We start from the raw sequence: 15,960 nt of genomic DNA on the forward strand, positions 1-15,960 counted from the left end.
AGCCGCCAGCGCCCGGCGCCATCAGCGACTCAGAGTCGGGCCAGCGCCCGACGCAGCGGGTCGAGACCCAGCGCGCCCAGGTCCAACGCCTGCCGGTGGAACTCCCGCAGGTCGAAATCGGCGCCCTTGCGGGCCTTGGCGTCCTCGCGGGCCTGGAGCCAGATCCGCTCACCCACCTTGTACGACGGTGCCTGCCCCGGCCAACCCAGGTAGCGGTTCAGCTCGAAACGCAGGTTCTCGTCCGGAACCCGGCAGTGCGCCCGCATGAACTCCCAGCCCAGCTCGGGCGTCCACCGCTCGCCCGGGTGGAAACCGAACGGATTGTCCTTCGGGATCTCCAACTCCAGGTGCATGCCGATGTCCACGATCACCCGTGCCGCGCGCATCGCCTGGCCGTCGAGCATGCCCAGCTTGTCGCCCGGGTCCTCCAGGTAGCCAAGCTCGTCCATCAGCCGCTCCGAGTAGAGCGCCCAGCCCTCACCGTGCCCGGAGACCCAGCAGAGCAGCCGCTGCCAGCGGTTGAGCAGGTCGGCCCGGACGGCGGTCTGCCCCACCTGGAGATGGTGACCCGGCACGCCCTCGTGGTAGACCGTGGTCACCTCTCGCCAGGTGGAGAAGTCGCTGATGCCCTGCGGCACCGCCCACCACATCCGACCCGGGCGGGAGAAGTCCTCACTCGGGCCGGTGTAGTAGATGGCGCCGTCACTGGTCGGTGCGAGGCAGCACTCGATGCGGCGGACCTGCTCCGGGATGTCGAAGTGGGTGCCGTGCAGCTCGGTGATCGCCTTGTCGGCCAGGGCCTGCATCCAGTCCCGGAATGCCTCCTTGCCCTGGATGGTCCGGGCCGGGTCGGCGTCCAGGGCGGCCACGGCCTCGTCGACGCTGGCACCGGAGCCGACGATGCGCCCCGCCACGACGCGCATCTCCGCCTCCAGGCGGGCCAGCTCCGCGAAGCCCCAGGCGTACGTCTCGTCCAGGTCGACCTTGGCGCCGAGGAAGTACTGCGAGGCGAGCTCGTAGCGCTCCCGGCCGGCGGCCTGCTTGTCCCGCCCGTGCGGGGCCAGCTCGGTACGCAGGAACTGGCCGAACTCCGCGGTCGCCGCGGTCGCCGCCGCCGCACCCCGACGCAGCTCCGATCCGAGCGTGCCCTCTGCCCCGAGCCGCTCGACCAGCCCGTGGAAGAAGTTGTCACCGGTCGGGTCGACCCAGATGTCGCACTGCTTGGCCACCTCGACCAGCTGCACCTTCGAGCTGACCTCACCGTTGGCGAGCGCCTCACGCAGGGTGGTCTTGTAGCCCTCCAGTGCGGCGCCGAAGCCGTTGAGCCGGGCGGCGATGTTGGCCTGGTCGTCGCTGGTCGCGGTGGGCATCAGGTCGAACACCATGCGGATCTCGTGCAGCCCGCTGGTGATCACGCTGACCTCGCTGGTCACCTCGCCGGCGTCGTACCGGGCGAGGTCCAGGCCGAGCCGTTCCTGCATGGCTTCCTTGGCGGTCCGTTCCGATTCGGTCTCCGGCTCGATCACCTCCAGCTCGGTGAGGGTCCGGCGGGTGAGGTCCGCGCGCGCACCGTAGCCGTCGGGTGAGAGGTCGTCGAGCTGGTCGTCATGGCCGGCGATGCCGACGAAGGTGGCGCCGGTGGGGCTCAACGGCGCCCACTCGGCCACGTAACGGTTGGCGAGTTCATCAATTCGTCCCACGCTGCGACCCTACGTGACCACCCCACCCCTGTGTCGCCGACGTTTGTCGTGTTGGAGCTGCGGGTTCAGGCACGGCGGGACGGCCGAAAAGGCGCGCGACTTTGTCGTACGGTTGCGGCAGAGTGTCAGGGGTGACCACCGATACCACTCCTGACAAAGCGCCGGTCCGCGCCTGGCTGCCCGGCTTTGTCGCCCTCGCCGCGATCTGGGGTTCCAGCTTTCTCTTCATCAAGGTCGGGGTGGCCGAGCTGCACCCGGTCCAACTCACCCTCTACCGGGTCGTCGCCGGCGCGTTGACCCTGCTGGTGGTCCTCGCCGTGCTGCGCGATCGGCTGCCTCGCGAGCCCCGGGTCTGGGCGCACCTGACCGTCGTCGCCGCCTTCGGCGTGGCAGTGCCGTTCACCCTCTTCGGCTACGGCGAGCAGCGGGTCGAGTCGATGCTGGCCGGCATCTGGAACGCCACCACGCCGTTGATCGTGCTGCCGCTGGCGGTGCTGGTCTTCCGCACCGAGCGGCTCACGCTGCGCCGTGCGGTCGGGCTCGGGCTCGGCTTCGTCGGGGTGCTGGTGGTGCTCGGGGTCTGGGAGGGCATCGGCGGGGCGCACTTCACCGGGCAGCTCATGTGCTTCGGTGCGGCGGCCTGCTACGGCGTGGCCATCCCGTACCAGAAGCGGTTCGTTGCCGGCAGCTCGTACTCGGGCCTGTCGCTCTCCACCGCGCAACTGCTGCTCGCCGCCGCGCAGCTGGCCATCGTCACGCCCTTCGTCGCCGGCCTGCCGCCGCTGCCCACCGAGCTGTCGGCGGGGGTGGTGGCAAGTGTGCTGACCCTCGGCGCGCTCGGCACCGGGCTCGCGTTCGTGATCAACATGCGCAACATCCGGGTGGCCGGCGCGAGCACCGCGTCCACCGTCACGTACCTGATTCCAATCTTCGCGGTGCTGATCGGTGCTCTGGCGCTCGACGAACGACTCAACTGGCACCAACCGGTCGGCGCGTTGATCGTGCTGCTCGGGGTCGCGGTCTCGCAGGGGATGTTCAGTCGCCGCCGGAGCAGCCCGGTCGTCGGCGTCGGTGCTCCCGCCACACCCGCCGCCGAACCCGCCCGCAGCTGACAGACCCACGCACCGGAGGCTGGTCAGGCGCGGTTGTGCGTCCAGGCCACCAGTTGTTCTGCCGACCAGGTGTTGATCACGCGGTCGGCGGGGACGCCGCAGAGGGCGGCGCGTTCGCAGCCGAATCGCTGCCAGTCGAGTTGGCCGGGCGCGTGCGCATCGGTGTTGATGGCGAACCGGCAGCCAGCCTCCAGGGCGCGGCGGATCAGGCGCTTCGGCGGGTCCTGCCGCTCCGGCCGAGAGTTGATCTCGACGGCGGTGTCGTGCTCGGCGCAGGCGGCGAAGACGGCGTCCGCGTCGAAGTCGCTCTCCGCCCGGGTACGCGCGCGGTGCCCCCGATCGCCCGGACCGGTCACCCCGGCCGGGCGGGACGACACCATCCGGCCGGTGACGTGACCGAGGATGTCCAGGTGCGGGTTGGCGACCGCCTTCAGCATGCGCCGGGTCATCTTCGACCGCTCGTCCTTCAGGCCGCTGTGCACCGAGCCGACCACCACGTCGAGCCGCGCCAGCAGGTCGTCGTCCTGGTCCAGGGAGCCGTCGGCAAGGATGTCCACCTCGATCCCGGTGAGGATCCGGAAACCCTCGGGCAGCGCCGCGTTGACCTGCGCCACGTGGTCGAGCTGCCGGCGCAGCCGCTCCGCGGTCAGCCCCCGGGCAACCGTCAGCCGGGGCGAATGGTCGGTCAGCACCATGTACTCGTGGCCCAACTCCACAGCGGCCAGCGCCATCTCCTCGATGGGCGAGCCGCCGTCGGACCAGTCCGAGTGGGTGTGACAGTCGCCGCGCAGGGCGGCGCGGAGCGCCGTGGCCTCGGCGTCCAGGTCGCTGCCCTCGGTCGCCACCAGCCGGCGGAGGTAGACCGGCTCCTCACCGGCGAGGGACTCCGCCACGCAGCGGGCCGTGACGTCACCGACACCGGCCAGTTCGGTGAGCGTGCCGTTGCCGGCCCGTTCGGTCAGCTCGGCCGTAGGCAGGCCGGCCAGCGCCTTCGCCGCCGACCGGAACGCGCGTACCCGGTAGGTGGCCTCGTTCGCCCGTTCCAGCAGGAACGCGATCCGGCGCAGGTCGGCGATGGGATCTCTCGCGCGAGCCATGTCAGGGCGCCTTCGGGCAGCCGTGCTTGCGTTGCCACGCGGTGACCTCGGCGGCCGGCTCCCGGTTGCCGCCGCGCCGCCAGGAGTCCAGGTAACGCGCCGGCCAGATCACCCCGCGCCGAATCCACCAGCCGTCCTTGCCCGCGCACGCCGGCGAGATGCCGAAGTGCACATGACACACGTTGTTCGCGTTGCCGGTGCGGCCCACCTTGCCGAGCTGCTGCCCGGCGCGGACCCGCACCCCGGCGTCGACTCCGCTGGTCACGACACTCAGGTGCGAGCCGTAGTAGCGCACCCCGTCGTCGCCGAGCAGGGCGACCGACAGGCCGCCGTTGTCCGGGCCCTGCGGCCCGCGCTTGCGGTACCGGTCCACGCGGCTCACCTCCAGCACCGTCCCGTCGGTCACCGCCACGAACGGCTCGCCGCAGTCGGCGAAGAGGTCAGTCGCCGGGTACGCCCCGTGCGTCGGGTGATAGTCGACGTCGTCGGCGCGTACCGGAAAGACGTGCTTCAGCCCGGTGCGGGTTGCCGTCGCCGACGGCCTGGCCGACGACGGCACCGGGGGGCTCGGGTCGGTCGCCGCCGGCGTGGGCGGCTGCGACGCCGGTTGGTCGGCGGTCGCCCAGACCGAAGGTGGCGTCGGCGCGGCGCCGTCGGGCACCCCCGGCCGGGTGGTCGCACAACCGGCGGCCAGCACCGGGGCGAGCAGCAGCAGGATCGGGTACGCCGGACGAGCGCGGCGGCTGATCGTCGGCGAGGACATCCGGTCATCCTGGCAGAGCCGGTACCGTGGGCACGAGCGGCACGCGTGAGGGAGGGCAGCGACGGTGACCATTGCCCGACCCGACCCTGGCCCGGATTTCGGTGCCGTCCGCCCGGTGCCGCGTACCCCCTCGGGTCTCTTCCCCTCCGGGCCACCGACGCGGCCCACCTACCGCGAGCCGCACCCGGTCACCGGCGGTGGTGTCGCCTCCGGTGGCGGCGCGGCGGCCGGCTGGCTGCTGCTGTTCGGCCTGCTCGGCACCGATGTGACCAGCTACGCGTGGTGGACGGTGTTCGCCGGCCTGCTGGCCTGGGCCACCGCCCTGGTGCTGGTCCGCTTTGGCGACCGAGGGGTGGCCACCGGGGTCGCCATCGTCACGGCGGGTGGTTGGAGCATCGCCGCCGCCGTGGTGGCGGTCCGCTGGGCCACCAGTGGTGACTGGCCGCTGTGGTGACCGGCACGGACAGGCTCCGAAACCGCGTTCGGTGACTGCACCGTGTGCCCGGTTGGCTGCGTAGCGAACGCCGTCTTGACGTGGCCGCCGAGACTCGGCACGCTCGCAACTATGGCCTGGACCACTCCCCGGCAGGATCCCGATCGCAATCGCCGTCGGCTGCAGTTGCTGGCCGAGTTGGCGGGCGCCCGGGCGGTCCGCCAGCGCAGCCGACCGCAGCGGCAGCGCACCGAGCGTCTGCGCCAGCTCATCGCCACCCGCCGTCGAGTCGTCGGCTGATCCGACTTTGTCAGGAATGACCCGCCCTTCGGGGCGTTGACGGGTCGCCTGCCGACCCGACCGGCTAACGTGCACGCGTAACGAGTCGACGCTGTGTCGAGGGCTATTGGGGGGACCGTGTCGTACTTCGCTGCGGCCGTGGTGCGCGACGAGAGTGGCTGGACCGCCGCCGAGGTCAGCCTGCGTGGCGCCACCGACATCGACGAGGTTGCCGACCGGCTGCGTGACGTCGACCTGGAGGCCGACGTGTCGCTGCTCTTCGTCGAGGCCGATGACGCGTACCTGGTGATCCTGCGCCTCGACGAGGGCGAGGACCTGCGCGTGTTCGGTTCGGACTCCGCGTACGCCGAGGAGTCGCAGCTCGGGGCGCTGCTGGTCGGTGACCTGAAGACCTCGGTCACCGGGCTCGACGGTGACGACGAGCCACGCCCGGTGAGCACCGGTGACGAGGAGAGCGAGCAGCCCGTCGTCGACCCGGAGGCCGACCCGGTCGGTGAGGCCGACCTGCTGGCCAACCTGGGCATCTCCGCGCAGAAGCTGCTGACCCTCTGCACGCACGAGGGGATGATGCCGGCGGACGTCACCGCCGAGATCTGCCAGGTGCTCGGCTGCGCCGACGAGGTCGAGGAGTTGCGTGAGGTCTGAGCCGGCCGACGCCACCGATCCGTCGCTGGAGTCGATCCGACCGGGCCAGCCGACCCCCGGCGCGGTGGGCCGCGCCGGGCCCGGCGCTCACGAGGGTCTGGCCGACCTGGGCGAGGTCGGCCGACGACAGCGGCACGAGCTGTGGATGCGCCGCGCCCTGGAGATCGCCGTCGCCGGTCCACCCGTCGACGACACGGTCAGCACCGACGTCGACGACGTGCCGGTGGGGGCGGTGCTCTACGGGCCGGACGGCACCGAGTTGGCCACCGGACGCAACGAGCGCGAGCTGACCGCTGACCCCACCGCCCACGCCGAGGTGCTGGCCCTGCGCCGGGGCGCCGAGCGCACCGGCCGGTGGCGGCTCGACGGCTGCACCCTGGTGGTCACCCTCGAACCGTGCACCATGTGCGCCGGGGCGCTGGTGCTGGCCCGGGTCTCCACAGTCGTGTTCGGCGCGTGGGAGCCCAAGACCGGCGCGGCCGGATCGCTCTGGGACGTGCTGCGGGACCGTCGGCTCAACCACCGCCCCGAGGTCTACGGCGGGGTGCTGGAGGCCGAGACCGCCACCGTCCTGCGCGCGTTCTTCCGCTGACAGGCGCTGGCCGCCGTCTGGCTCTCTGCGGCCTGGCGGCCTGGCGGCCTGCTCTCTGCGGCCTGGCGGCCTGATGCGAAAGAGCGTGATGACTCCGAGGCATATTGATGCCACACAGTCATCACGCTCTTCGCGGTATTGCCGCCCGAACAGGTCAGGCGATGATCGTGTCGAGGGCGATCTCGACCATCTGGCTGAAGGTCTGCTCGCGCTCCTCCGAGGTGGTCTTCTCGCCGGTCTTGATGTGGTCGCTGACGGTCAACACGGTCAGCGCGCGGGCCTTGAACCGGGCGGCGATCGTGTAGAGCGCCGCCGACTCCATCTCCACAGCCAGCACCCCGTAGTCGGCGAGGGTGTCGTACAGGTCCGGGCGGTCGGTGTAGAAGGCGTCCGCCGCCAGGATCGGCCCCACGTGCATGGTGATGCCGCGCCGCTCGGCCACCTCGACCGACGTACGCAGCAGCCCGAAGTCGGCCACCGGCGCGTAGTCGATCAGCCCGTCGAAGCGCATCCGGTTCATGTTCGAGTCGGTGGACGACCCGATCGCGGCCACCACGTCCCGCAGTTGCAGGTCGGTGCTGAGGGCACCACAGGAGCCGACCCGGATCAGCGTCTTCACGCCGTACTCGTTGATCAGTTCGTGGGCGTAGATGGAGGCCGACGGCATGCCCATGCCGGAGCCCTGGACGGAAACCTCGACGCCGTTCCAGCGGCCGGTGAAGCCCAGCATGCCCCGAACCGTCGAGTAGCAGGTGGCGCCCTCGAGGTAGGTTTCCGCGATCCACTTGGCCCGCAGGGGGTCACCCGGCATCAGGACCCGCTCGGCGATCTCGCCCGGCTTCGCGCCGATGTGCGTACTCATGGCAAAGATCCTGCCAGGCCGGCCCGGGCGATACCGGTTCGGCGTCGGAACCGGCGGTCCTGTACCCTCGTCGGCGGTGGCGTGTCCGAGCGGCCTAAGGAGCACGCCTCGAAAGCGTGTGAGGGTTAACGCCCTCCGAGGGTTCAAATCCCTCCGCCACCGCTCTGTAGTGCAGAAAACGCCCGGTCGATCCGCGAGGATCGACCGGGCGTTTTCGCGTCAGAGCTGCTGCTCGCCGCCGTCGACGAACAGCTCGCCGCCGGTCATGAAGCTGCTCTGGTCGGAGGCGAGGAAGAGCGCGGCGTTGGCGATCTCGTCCGGGTGTGCCATGCGCTGCATGGGCACGCCCGAGGCGATGGTCTTCAGCAACCCGGGGGCCTCCGCGGGGCTGGGCGCGAGGCCTGCCAGCCCGGGGGTCTCGGTCGAGCCGGGGATCAGGGTGTTGACCCGGATCTTCCGGCCGATCAGCTCGGCGGCCCAGGTGCGGCCGAACGAGCGGATGGCTGCCTTGGACGCGGCGTAGACGCTGAACGCCGGGGTGCCGTTGCTGGCGGCGGTCGAGCCGGTCAGCACGATCGACGCGCCCTCGTTGAGCAGGGGCAGGGCCTTCTGCACGGTGAAGATGGTGCCGTAGATCTTGGTGTCGAAGGTGGTGGCGACGTGCTCGACCGTGATCGAGTCGAGCGAACGGAACTCACCGCCGCCGGCATTGGCGAACACCACGTCCAGGTCAGCAGGCCGCCGACCCGGTCTGAGCGGTCACCGTTCGAGCAGCGCCGCCATCCCGTCGAGCAGTCGTTGCAGACCGAAGTCGAAGAGACTCTCGACATTGAGGTCGATCGCCGTCCGGCTCAGTCGGGCCAGATGCGGAAACTCGCCCGCCGCGAGCAACCCACCGAACACGTCGGCCTGGGTCTCCATCCACTCGTCGTCGGTCAGGCCGGTCTCCTGCTCCGCTTCGATTCCTCGCTCCAGGTTGATGGCGGTGCCTCGAACATGGTTGGCCAGTGCGGCCACCAGGTGGAGCTGGGTGTGCTGGTCCAGGCCCTGCCGGGCGAGGGCGCGCAGTGCCCACTCGGTGTGCGCGACGGCGTGCGGTGCCATCAGCGGGCGGGTCAGCGAGACGACCTGGGCCAGCCAGGGATGCCGCCGGTAGATCGACCACTGAAGTCGGCTGAGCAACTCCAGTTGGGCTCGCCAACCGGGCGGGAACGTGCCCGGCAGCCGATGCGCGGCGAAGGCCGCGTCCGCCATCAGCACGAGAAGCTGCTCCTTGCCCCGAACCTGCCGGTACAGCGACATGGTGGGGACATCCAACTCCGTCGCGATGCGCCGCATGCTCAGTGCCGGTAACCCCTCGGCGTCGGCGATCGTCATGGCGGTCCGCACGACCTGGTCGCGATTCAGCCCCTGGACGGGCAGCCGCCGACCGGCGGACGGGGCACCCCGACCCGGCCTGGTCGGCGCTGCGCCGGTCACCACCATGCCCACACCCGGCACCGCCCGGACCAGGTTCTCCTGGCGAAGCGCGGTGAGCGCCCGGCTGGCGGTCGCCATGGCGACGCTCCATTCCCGGACGATCTGCCGGGTGGACGGCACCCGGTCGCCGGGGCCCAACTCGCCTGCCACGATGCGCCGTCGCAACTCCCCGACGATGCGCAGATAAGGAGGAGTGGATCCGTCGATCTCCGCCACGATCGCCTCCCGCTGGCCTGCGGTGACCGTAGCGCACTAGAGCACCAGCGGGTGCCCCCGTCTTTCCTGCCACGGCGCACTAGAGCTCCCTGGCCGGATGGTTGCCAGCTCGACATGCTCGGCGCAGCCCGGTGCGTACGCCGTACCGGCGTCGACGAGATGGGGAGAGCATGAGAAGACTTTCGTACCCCCGATGGGCCGTCACGGTGGGCGCTGTCGCTCTCGTCGGCCCGGCGATGGCCGTCGGTCCGGCCGCGGCCGACGACGACCTCCGGAGCGCGGCCGTCGTCCGGACCGACCAGGGCGCGGTGCGCGGGACCGTCGCGGCCGAGCACCGCTCGTTCCAGGGCATTCCGTACGCGAGCCCGCCGGTGGGCGCGCTGCGCTGGGCCCCGCCGCAGCCTGGTCCGAGGTGGACCGGAGTACGCGACGCGAGCCGGCCCGGTGCCGCCTGCGCCCAACTGCAAGGGCTGCCGATGGACACACCCTCCGAGTCCGAGGACTGCCTCTACCTGAATGTCACCACCCCGCGCTCGGCCGCGCGAACGCCTCGACCGGTGATGGTCTGGTTGCACGGCGGGGACTTCCGGTTCGGCAGCGGCGACGGATACGGCGGGCAGCGGCTGGCCACCGGTGGTGATGTCGTCGTCGTCACGGTGAACTACCGGCTCGGCGCGCTCGGCTTCCTGGCGCACCCGGCGCTGGCCGGTCGGGACGGAATCACCGGCAACTTCGGGTTGCAGGACCAGCAGGCCGCGCTCCGCTGGGTGCGGCGCAACGCGGCGGCCTTCGGAGGCGACCCGGGCAACGTCACAGTGTTCGGCCAGTCCGCCGGGGCGACCAGCGTCTGCGCGCAACTCGCCGCGCCCGCCACCGCCGGCCTGTTCCACCGGGCGATCATGCAGAGCAACTCGTGCGCCAACCCGGTCCAGACGCGGGCCGAGGCGGTCGGGGCGGCCCAGGAGTTCGCGTGGAGGATCGGCTGCACCGAACCGGCTGTGGTCGCCGCCTGCCTGCGCGGACGTTCCCCCGCCCAGCTGATCGAGACGGTCGGCTATCCCGGCGCGGGGGTCGACCTGGGCCCGGTCGTCGACGGCCGCACGCTACCGGTGGACCCGGCGTACGCGCTGACCACCGGGAGGCTGCATCCGGTGCCGGTGTTGACCGGGATGAACCGGGACGAGTCCCGGCTCGTGGTGTGGGGGATGGAACGGGTCGGGCTCAACTGCCCGGAGCCGCCGAAGCCGGACCAGGAGCCGGAGTCGTGCCCGCTCACCGACGACCAGTACAGCGACCAGGTGCGCGCCATGTTCGGTGACTACGCGGGGGAGGTGTTGGCCCGCTATCCGCGCGACGCGGCGCAACCCGCCAGCGTGACGTTGGGCGCCGTGCTGACGGATCACGACTACGCCGAGCCGGTCTACTCCGCCGCTTTGGCATTCGCGCGGCGGGTGCCGACGTTCGCGTACGAGTTCGCCGACGAGGACGCGCCGTTCTTCACCGAAGGTCCGGAACCGACGTTCGCCACCGGCGCGTACCACTGCGCTGAGTTGCCGTACCTGTTCACTGTCGACTACGCCGAGGCCTTGACGCCGACTCAGCGGCGGCTCTCCGACGCGATGGTCCGGGCCTGGACCGACTTCGCCCGGACGGGTCGGGCGGGCTGGCCTCGACTCCGCCCTGACGCTCCGTACGTGCGAGGGTTCGCCGGTGGCGGCGGATCGGGCGGGTCGGACTTCGCGGCGGCCCACTCGTACGACTTCTGGCGGTCACTCCGTCGCTGATGCCGTCACGGGCGCGACGAGTGGGCCGGCCCCCGGGAGACCCGGCCCGCTCACCGGCCCGGATCCTTGAGGAAGGTGAGCACGGCGGCGACCCGGCGATGCAGGTCGCCGTCGGGTGGCAGGTCGAGCTTGGTGAAGATGTTCCCGATGTGCTTGCTCACCGCGCGCTCGGTGATGACGAGTTGGGCGGCGATGCCCGTGTTGGTGCTGCCTCCGGCCATCAGCGCGAGCACCTCGCGTTCCCGTGCGGTGAGATCGGTGAGCGGGTTGCGCCGGGCGGTGACGAGTTGGGCCACGACCTGCGGGTCCAGCACGGTGCCTCCGGCGGCGACCCGACGTAACGCGTCAAGGAACTCCTCGACCCGGGACACTCGGTCCTTGAGCAGGTAGCCGACGCCGCCCTGCCCGTCGACGAGCAGCTCGGTCGCGTAGGCGCGCTCGACGTACTGGGAGAGCAGCAGCACCGGTAGCCCGGGATGTAGCCGGCGCGCGGCCAACGCGGTGCGCAACCCCTCGTCGCGAAAGGTCGGCGGCAGTCGGATGTCCATGATGGCGACATCGGGCCGCTGCCGATCGATCGCCGCGATGATGTCGTCCGGTGTGTCCACCGCTGCCGTCACCTCGAAGCCGGCGGTGCTGAGCAGCAGATTGAGCCCTTCCTGGAGCAGGACGTTGTCTTCGGCGATCAGGACGCGCACGGCAACACCACCCGTAGCACTGTCGGCCCGCCGATCGGGCTGCTCAGTTCGACAGTGCCGTCCAGTGCCGCGACCCGGCGCCGGATGCCGGTCAGGCCGGTGCCGGTCGACGACTGTGCGCCGCCGACGCCGTCGTCGGTCACGTTCACCACCAGCTGACCCGCCTGGTGCTCCACCCGCAGGTCACCCCCGGTCGCCCTGCTGTGCCGAGTGATGTTGGCCAGCGCTTCCGCCACGACGAAGTAGGCGGCGCTTTCCAACGCTGCCGGTAGTCGTCGCAGCGGGGTGACCCGGACCGTTAGCGGCACCGGACAGTCGGCGGCGAGCGCGTGCACCGCGCCCGGCAGCCCTCGGTCAGCCAGAATCGGTGGGTAGATGCCCCGCACCACGGCGCGCAGCTCGGTCAGCGCTGCCTCGACGCTGGTCCGTGCCCGCTCGATCAGCTGGTCCGTCAACGCCGGGTCGGCTGCCCGTTGACGTTGCGCGACGCCGAGCTGGATGGCGATCGCCACCAACCGGGCCTGGGTGCCGTCGTGCAGGTCGCGCTCGATTCGCCGCAGCTCCGCCGCGTGGGCGTCGAGTGCGCCGGCCCGGGTGGCGGTGAGCTCAGTGACCCGCCGCTCCAACCGGCTCCGCGAGGACGGCGCGAACGACACTCGCGCCGCCTGGGCGTACGCCACGGCGCAGGCCGGGACGGCCCACCGGAGAAGTGCCAGCGCGGCGAGCCCCAGCAGGGGCGGCACCAGCAATGCCTGGGCCCAGCTCCGGATCGGCACGACAAAGGTCAGCGGCGCCTCGACCGGCACGGCCCACCACATCAGCGGCACGATCAACCCACCCAGCGCGAGTAGCCAGAGCAGCAGCACACCGGCGGCTAGCGGCACACCGGCGACGGCGTGCACGGTCAGCCAGAGCGCACTCCGGTAGGTGGCCGGATCGCCTGCGGCGGCGCGCAGCCACGCGGCTTGACTGGCGCACAGCACCTGGGACTCGACCGGAATCGCCGGGCCCAGCAACCGGTCTGCGCGGCGCCGCTCCAGGCGAGCGAGCGACCTGATGACACGCACGGCTGGCGGTAGCAGCGCGATGCCGACCAGGACGAGGCTCAAGCCGAGTGCCCCGGCGAGCGCGCCGATCGCTACCGCCGACGCCACCGCAGTGGCCCCGCCGGTCACCAGGTACGTCGTCGCGAACCAAGCCCGCCGCATCCTCACATTGTCCGGTCACAGGGGCGGCCGGGGCAGTGTAGCCAGCTACACCATTGATCCGGGTCTCTGCTCCCTCGTGGCCACGCCTGGCCGTCCCTAGCGTCGACGACATGAGAAGACCGACACGACGACGGCACACATTCGGCGTGCTCGCCGGAGTCGTCCTGCTCACCATTGCCGGCGCGGGAGCACCAGCCGCGGCCCGTCAACCAGGGCCGGCGTGCTCCGACCGACCGGCGACGACCGCCGCGCTGCACGACCTGACCGGCGCCCACCTGTTGGTCGGCGCGGCCATCGAGGTGAGCGGACCCGAGTGCGGCCGGTGGTCTGCTGCCAGCGGCCGGGCTGACCTGCGAACGGGCCGGCCGATGCGGGTCGACGAACGGATCCGGATCGGCAGTTCGACGAAGGCCTTCACCGCGACAGTGGTGCTGCAACTCGTCGCGGAGGGCCAGCTCGTCCTGGACGCTGCGATCGAGAGGTATCTGCCAGGTCGGATCCGTGGCAACGGGTACGACGGCCGACGGATCACCGTCCGTGATCTGCTGCGGCACACCAGCGGCCTGCCCGACCACGTCGATGCGCTCGACTGGGACCGGGTGGATCGTTGGCGGTATCGGCACTTCGCGCCAGCGGAGCTGATCGCGATGGCGCTGGCCCAGCCGCCGCCGACGGCCAGTTGGCACTACTCGACCACCAACTACGTCCTCGCCGGCCTGATCGTCGAGCAGGTCACCGGCCACGACATCAGCATGGAGATCACCCGGCGGATCATCGGCCCGTTGGGCCTGCGCGATACCTACTGGCCGGGCGACTCGGTGCGGATCCGGGGTGACCATCCGCGCGGCTACGCGTTGGTCGGCGCCGAGCGGCGGCGCGACGTCACCGAGTTCAGCATGTCGTACGGCGGAGCTGGTGGCGCGCTGGTCTCGTCCCTCGCCGACCAGAACCGGTTCTTCGCCGCGCTGCTCGGGGGTCGACTGCTGGACCCGGTCCGCCTCGCCGAGATGACCCACACCGTGCCGACCGATCCGGACCGGCTGTGGCCCGACGCCCGATACGGGCTCGGGATCATCTCGACGCCGTTGGTCGACTGCGGCGGAGCCCTGTACTGGGGCCACGGTGGCACGACGCCGGGCTTTCGCACCCTGGGCGGGGTCACCGCCGGCGGTCGCCGGGCGCAGTTGGTGGTGAACGACGAGCCGGCGTCGTACGAGAGCTGGCAGGCGTTGTCCACGACTTTGCACACCGCCCTGTGTGAGGCCCGGTGATCCGCCGCCGGGCTGATTTCCCGACCGAGGAGATGACGATGACCTGGAGCAGATGGACCGCGACCGCGACGAGAGTGGCGGCCACGCTGACCGTGCTGGCGATCACCGCCACTGCCGCCGGGGTGGCGCCGGCCGCCGCCGCCGACGACCTGGCCGATACCCAACGGCAGCGGCTCGACTGGCACACCTGTCAGCGGGGCTCGTCCGACGCGGCTGGCGCCGAGCTGGATCAGGCCGGCGCTTCCTGCACCGAGCTGGCCGTTCCGCTGGATTACGCCCGCCCGGACGGCCGCACCATCAACCTGGCACTGTCCCGGCTGCCGGCGACCGACACCACGCACCGGCTCGGCGTCCTGCTGCTGAACACCGGCGGTCCCGGTGCGCCGGGGAGGTCGGACGTTCTGCCGATCCGACAGTGGCTGGGTGAGGTCGGGGCGAGGTTCGACCTCATCGGGCTGGACCCTCGGTTCGTCGGTCGCAGCACCCCGCTCGACTGCGGCTGGCCAACGGGCACCTGGACTCGCTCCGCCGGGCCGGACCGCGCCACGTTCGACCGGCTGACAGCGTTCGAACGGGACCTGGCCGCCCGATGTGCCCGCCGGCACGCCGACCTGCTGCCGCACATCACCACCCGGAACACGGCCCGCGACATGGATCTGCTCCGGGCCGCGCTCGGCGAGCAGAAGCTCTCCTACCTGGGCTACTCCTACGGCACCTATCTGGGCGCGGTCTACACCCAGATGTTCCCGGAGCGTGCCGACCGGGTCGTCCTGGACAGCGCTGTCGACCCCGCCAGCTACGGCGCGAGGGTGCTGCGCGAGGCCGGGCCCGCCAACGAGGTGGCACTGCGCGACTGGGCGGACTGGACGGCCCGCCACCACGAGCGGTACGGCCTGGGCCGCACCAGTCAGCAGGTGCTGGCCGTGGTGGACGGGATCCTCGCCGCCGCGAGCCGCCGCCCGCTACGTGTGGGTGGCTATCAGGTGGACCGGCAGACGGTGCCGTACCTGCTGCTCAATCGGCTCAGCGACGATCGGGACGAAACGCAGGCCGACCTCGCGCAGACGGTTCGGGTGCTCTGGCAGGCCGTGGTGTCGGGCTCCGCGACTCCGACCGCGTCTCTGGCGGACACCCTGTCGTTTCTGTTGACCGGTGCCGAGTCGGCAACCGGCAGCGTGCAGGCCGCGATCCTCTGCGGGGACGTGCCGGTACGCCGTGCTGCCGGGCACTACTGGCGCGATATCCGGCAGCATCAGACCGCTGAACCCCGTTTCGGGGAGTTGACCAGGGCTATCAGTCCGTGTGCGTTCTGGCCTCAGCAACCCCGGGAGCGACCGACAGTCGTGCAGAACTCCGTGCCGGCACTGATCGTGCAGTCCACGGGAGACACCCGCACGATCTACCGGCATGGCCAGGCCATGCACCGGGCGCTCACCGGTTCCCGGCTGATCACCCTGCACGACGCTCGGATTCACGGTGTCTTCGGCAACTACGGCAACGTCTGCGTGGACGATGCAGTCGTCGCCTACCTCGCCCACGGACAGTTGCCGGCCAGAGACCTCGACTGCGCCAGCCGTACGTCGTCCTGATCAGTCCGCGCCGGTCAGCAGGGGCGTCGTGCAGGAACAGGTACGCGCGGTCGCCACTGCGGGCGAGCAACCCGTCGAGGCGACACGTCCCCTGTGGAGCCCGCAGACGGCTGGCCTCCGGGTAGCGGTCCCAGACCGCGTCGACGGGCGAGCCCGCCGTTATGCCCTTGGGTGTCCGCATCGGTCGTTCGGCCGCTGACGCTGCGGTGTT

15 protein-coding genes, 1 tRNA gene and 1 pseudogene are annotated in these 15,960 nt (G+C 71.2%); 9 read left to right on the forward strand and 8 right to left on the reverse strand.

The features are described from left to right. Positions 1-29 precede the first annotated feature (29 nt). Positions 30-1,700, reverse strand: a complete 1,671-nt coding sequence (locus ACFYP0_RS31105; protein WP_355500620.1) for a DUF885 domain-containing protein — start codon at positions 1,698-1,700, stop codon at positions 30-32. Positions 1,701-1,831: 131 nt separating this feature from the next. On the opposite strand from ACFYP0_RS31105, the pseudogene ACFYP0_RS31110 reads away from it, so the two are divergent. Then, positions 1,832-2,953 (forward strand): annotated as a pseudogene (locus tag ACFYP0_RS31110) (DMT family transporter); the annotation flags it as partial. Here the strand turns inward: ACFYP0_RS31110 and ACFYP0_RS31115 are convergent. Both ACFYP0_RS31115 and ACFYP0_RS31120 read right to left on the reverse strand, forming a co-directional pair. Further along, on the reverse strand, positions 2,836-3,909 hold the full coding sequence (locus ACFYP0_RS31115; RefSeq protein ID WP_386998411.1) for a PHP domain-containing protein: 1,074 nt from the start codon (positions 3,907-3,909) through the stop codon (positions 2,836-2,838). The pseudogene ACFYP0_RS31110 and the gene ACFYP0_RS31115 sit on opposite strands and share 118 nt — an antisense overlap. Position 3,910: 1 nt before the next feature. Then, entirely contained in the window at positions 3,911-4,672 is a 762-nt protein-coding gene (locus ACFYP0_RS31120) for a M23 family metallopeptidase (protein WP_355500626.1), read from the reverse strand. A gap of 64 nt (positions 4,673-4,736) precedes the next feature. Here ACFYP0_RS31120 and ACFYP0_RS31125 point away from each other — a divergent pair, with 64 nt between their 5' ends. The 4 genes from ACFYP0_RS31125 to ACFYP0_RS31140 all read left to right on the forward strand — a co-directional run bounded on the left by ACFYP0_RS31125 (position 4,737) and on the right by ACFYP0_RS31140 (position 6,642). Beyond that, the gene (locus ACFYP0_RS31125) at positions 4,737-5,126 is read left to right on the forward strand and encodes a hypothetical protein (RefSeq protein WP_355500629.1); all 390 of its coding nucleotides are present in this window, start codon (positions 4,737-4,739) and stop codon (positions 5,124-5,126) included. Between the two features lie 111 nt (positions 5,127-5,237). Continuing rightward, complete coding sequence (locus ACFYP0_RS31130; protein ID WP_167362451.1) at positions 5,238-5,405, forward strand: hypothetical protein; 168 nt, start codon at positions 5,238-5,240, stop codon at positions 5,403-5,405. Positions 5,406-5,522: 117 nt separating this feature from the next. After that, positions 5,523-6,050 (forward strand): tRNA adenosine deaminase-associated protein, encoded by a 528-nt coding sequence (locus ACFYP0_RS31135; protein ID WP_355500632.1) that lies wholly within the window; start codon positions 5,523-5,525, stop codon positions 6,048-6,050. Positions 6,051-6,195: 145 nt separating this feature from the next. Beyond that, a complete protein-coding gene (locus ACFYP0_RS31140) occupies positions 6,196-6,642 on the forward strand; it encodes a nucleoside deaminase (RefSeq protein ID WP_356980936.1) in 447 nt (148 codons plus the stop codon). Positions 6,643-6,796: 154 nt separating this feature from the next. On the opposite strand, the gene deoD is transcribed toward ACFYP0_RS31140, so the two are convergent. Then, positions 6,797-7,504, reverse strand: a complete 708-nt coding sequence (gene deoD / locus ACFYP0_RS31145; RefSeq protein ID WP_074315244.1) for a purine-nucleoside phosphorylase — start codon at positions 7,502-7,504, stop codon at positions 6,797-6,799. A gap of 75 nt (positions 7,505-7,579) precedes the next feature. Here deoD and ACFYP0_RS31150 point away from each other — a divergent pair. Next, positions 7,580-7,666 (forward strand) — tRNA-Ser (locus tag ACFYP0_RS31150). 57 nt (positions 7,667-7,723) lie between these two features. Here ACFYP0_RS31150 and ACFYP0_RS31155 read toward each other — a convergent pair. Next, entirely contained in the window at positions 7,724-8,224 is a 501-nt protein-coding gene (locus ACFYP0_RS31155) for an SDR family oxidoreductase (protein WP_386998412.1), read from the reverse strand. Between the two features lie 39 nt (positions 8,225-8,263). After that, positions 8,264-9,199, reverse strand: coding sequence for a TetR/AcrR family transcriptional regulator C-terminal domain-containing protein (locus ACFYP0_RS31160; RefSeq protein WP_386998413.1), 936 nt, complete (start codon positions 9,197-9,199; stop codon positions 8,264-8,266). 170 nt (positions 9,200-9,369) lie between these two features. Here ACFYP0_RS31160 and ACFYP0_RS31165 point away from each other — a divergent pair, with 170 nt between their 5' ends. Next, positions 9,370-10,983, forward strand: a complete 1,614-nt coding sequence (locus ACFYP0_RS31165; RefSeq protein ID WP_386998414.1) for a carboxylesterase/lipase family protein — start codon at positions 9,370-9,372, stop codon at positions 10,981-10,983. Positions 10,984-11,033: 50 nt separating this feature from the next. Here the strand turns inward: ACFYP0_RS31165 and ACFYP0_RS31170 are convergent, their stop codons facing one another. Together ACFYP0_RS31170 and ACFYP0_RS31175 are read right to left on the reverse strand one after the other, a co-directional pair. Beyond that, on the reverse strand, positions 11,034-11,681 hold the full coding sequence (locus ACFYP0_RS31170; protein WP_355500642.1) for a response regulator transcription factor: 648 nt from the start codon (positions 11,679-11,681) through the stop codon (positions 11,034-11,036). Continuing rightward, entirely contained in the window at positions 11,669-12,889 is a 1,221-nt protein-coding gene (locus ACFYP0_RS31175; RefSeq protein ID WP_355500644.1) for a sensor histidine kinase, read from the reverse strand. Before ACFYP0_RS31175 ends, ACFYP0_RS31170 begins: the two co-directional genes overlap by 13 nt. A 110-nt stretch (positions 12,890-12,999) precedes the next feature. Between ACFYP0_RS31175 and ACFYP0_RS31180 the strand changes: the two genes are divergently transcribed. Next, the gene (locus ACFYP0_RS31180; protein ID WP_355500646.1) at positions 13,000-14,160 is read left to right on the forward strand and encodes a serine hydrolase domain-containing protein; all 1,161 of its coding nucleotides are present in this window, start codon (positions 13,000-13,002) and stop codon (positions 14,158-14,160) included. Positions 14,161-14,198: 38 nt separating this feature from the next. Beyond that, positions 14,199-15,749, forward strand: coding sequence for an alpha/beta hydrolase (locus tag ACFYP0_RS31185; RefSeq protein ID WP_386998415.1), 1,551 nt, complete (start codon positions 14,199-14,201; stop codon positions 15,747-15,749). Positions 15,750-15,960: the final 211 nt, after the last annotated feature.

It is taken from the genome of Micromonospora arida, assembly GCF_042873195.1.
Lineage (GTDB): Bacteria > Actinomycetota > Actinomycetes > Mycobacteriales > Micromonosporaceae > Micromonospora > Micromonospora arida.

Coding starts and splice junctions, on each gene's coding strand:
- ACFYP0_RS31115 (WP_386998411.1), bottom strand. CDS start 3,909: ATGGCTCGCGCGAGAGATCCCATCGCCGACCTGCGCCGGATCGCGTTC.
- ACFYP0_RS31120 (WP_355500626.1), bottom strand. CDS start 4,672: ATGTCCTCGCCGACGATCAGCCGCCGCGCTCGTCCGGCGTACCCGATC.
- ACFYP0_RS31130 (WP_167362451.1), top strand. CDS start 5,238: ATGGCCTGGACCACTCCCCGGCAGGATCCCGATCGCAATCGCCGTCGG.
- ACFYP0_RS31140 (WP_356980936.1), top strand. CDS start 6,196: ATGCGCCGCGCCCTGGAGATCGCCGTCGCCGGTCCACCCGTCGACGAC.
- deoD (WP_074315244.1), bottom strand. CDS start 7,504: ATGAGTACGCACATCGGCGCGAAGCCGGGCGAGATCGCCGAGCGGGTC.
- ACFYP0_RS31165 (WP_386998414.1), top strand. CDS start 9,370: ATGAGAAGACTTTCGTACCCCCGATGGGCCGTCACGGTGGGCGCTGTC.
- ACFYP0_RS31175 (WP_355500644.1), bottom strand. CDS start 12,889: ATGCGGCGGGCTTGGTTCGCGACGACGTACCTGGTGACCGGCGGGGCC.
- ACFYP0_RS31180 (WP_355500646.1), top strand. CDS start 13,000: ATGAGAAGACCGACACGACGACGGCACACATTCGGCGTGCTCGCCGGA.
- ACFYP0_RS31185 (WP_386998415.1), top strand. CDS start 14,199: ATGACCTGGAGCAGATGGACCGCGACCGCGACGAGAGTGGCGGCCACG.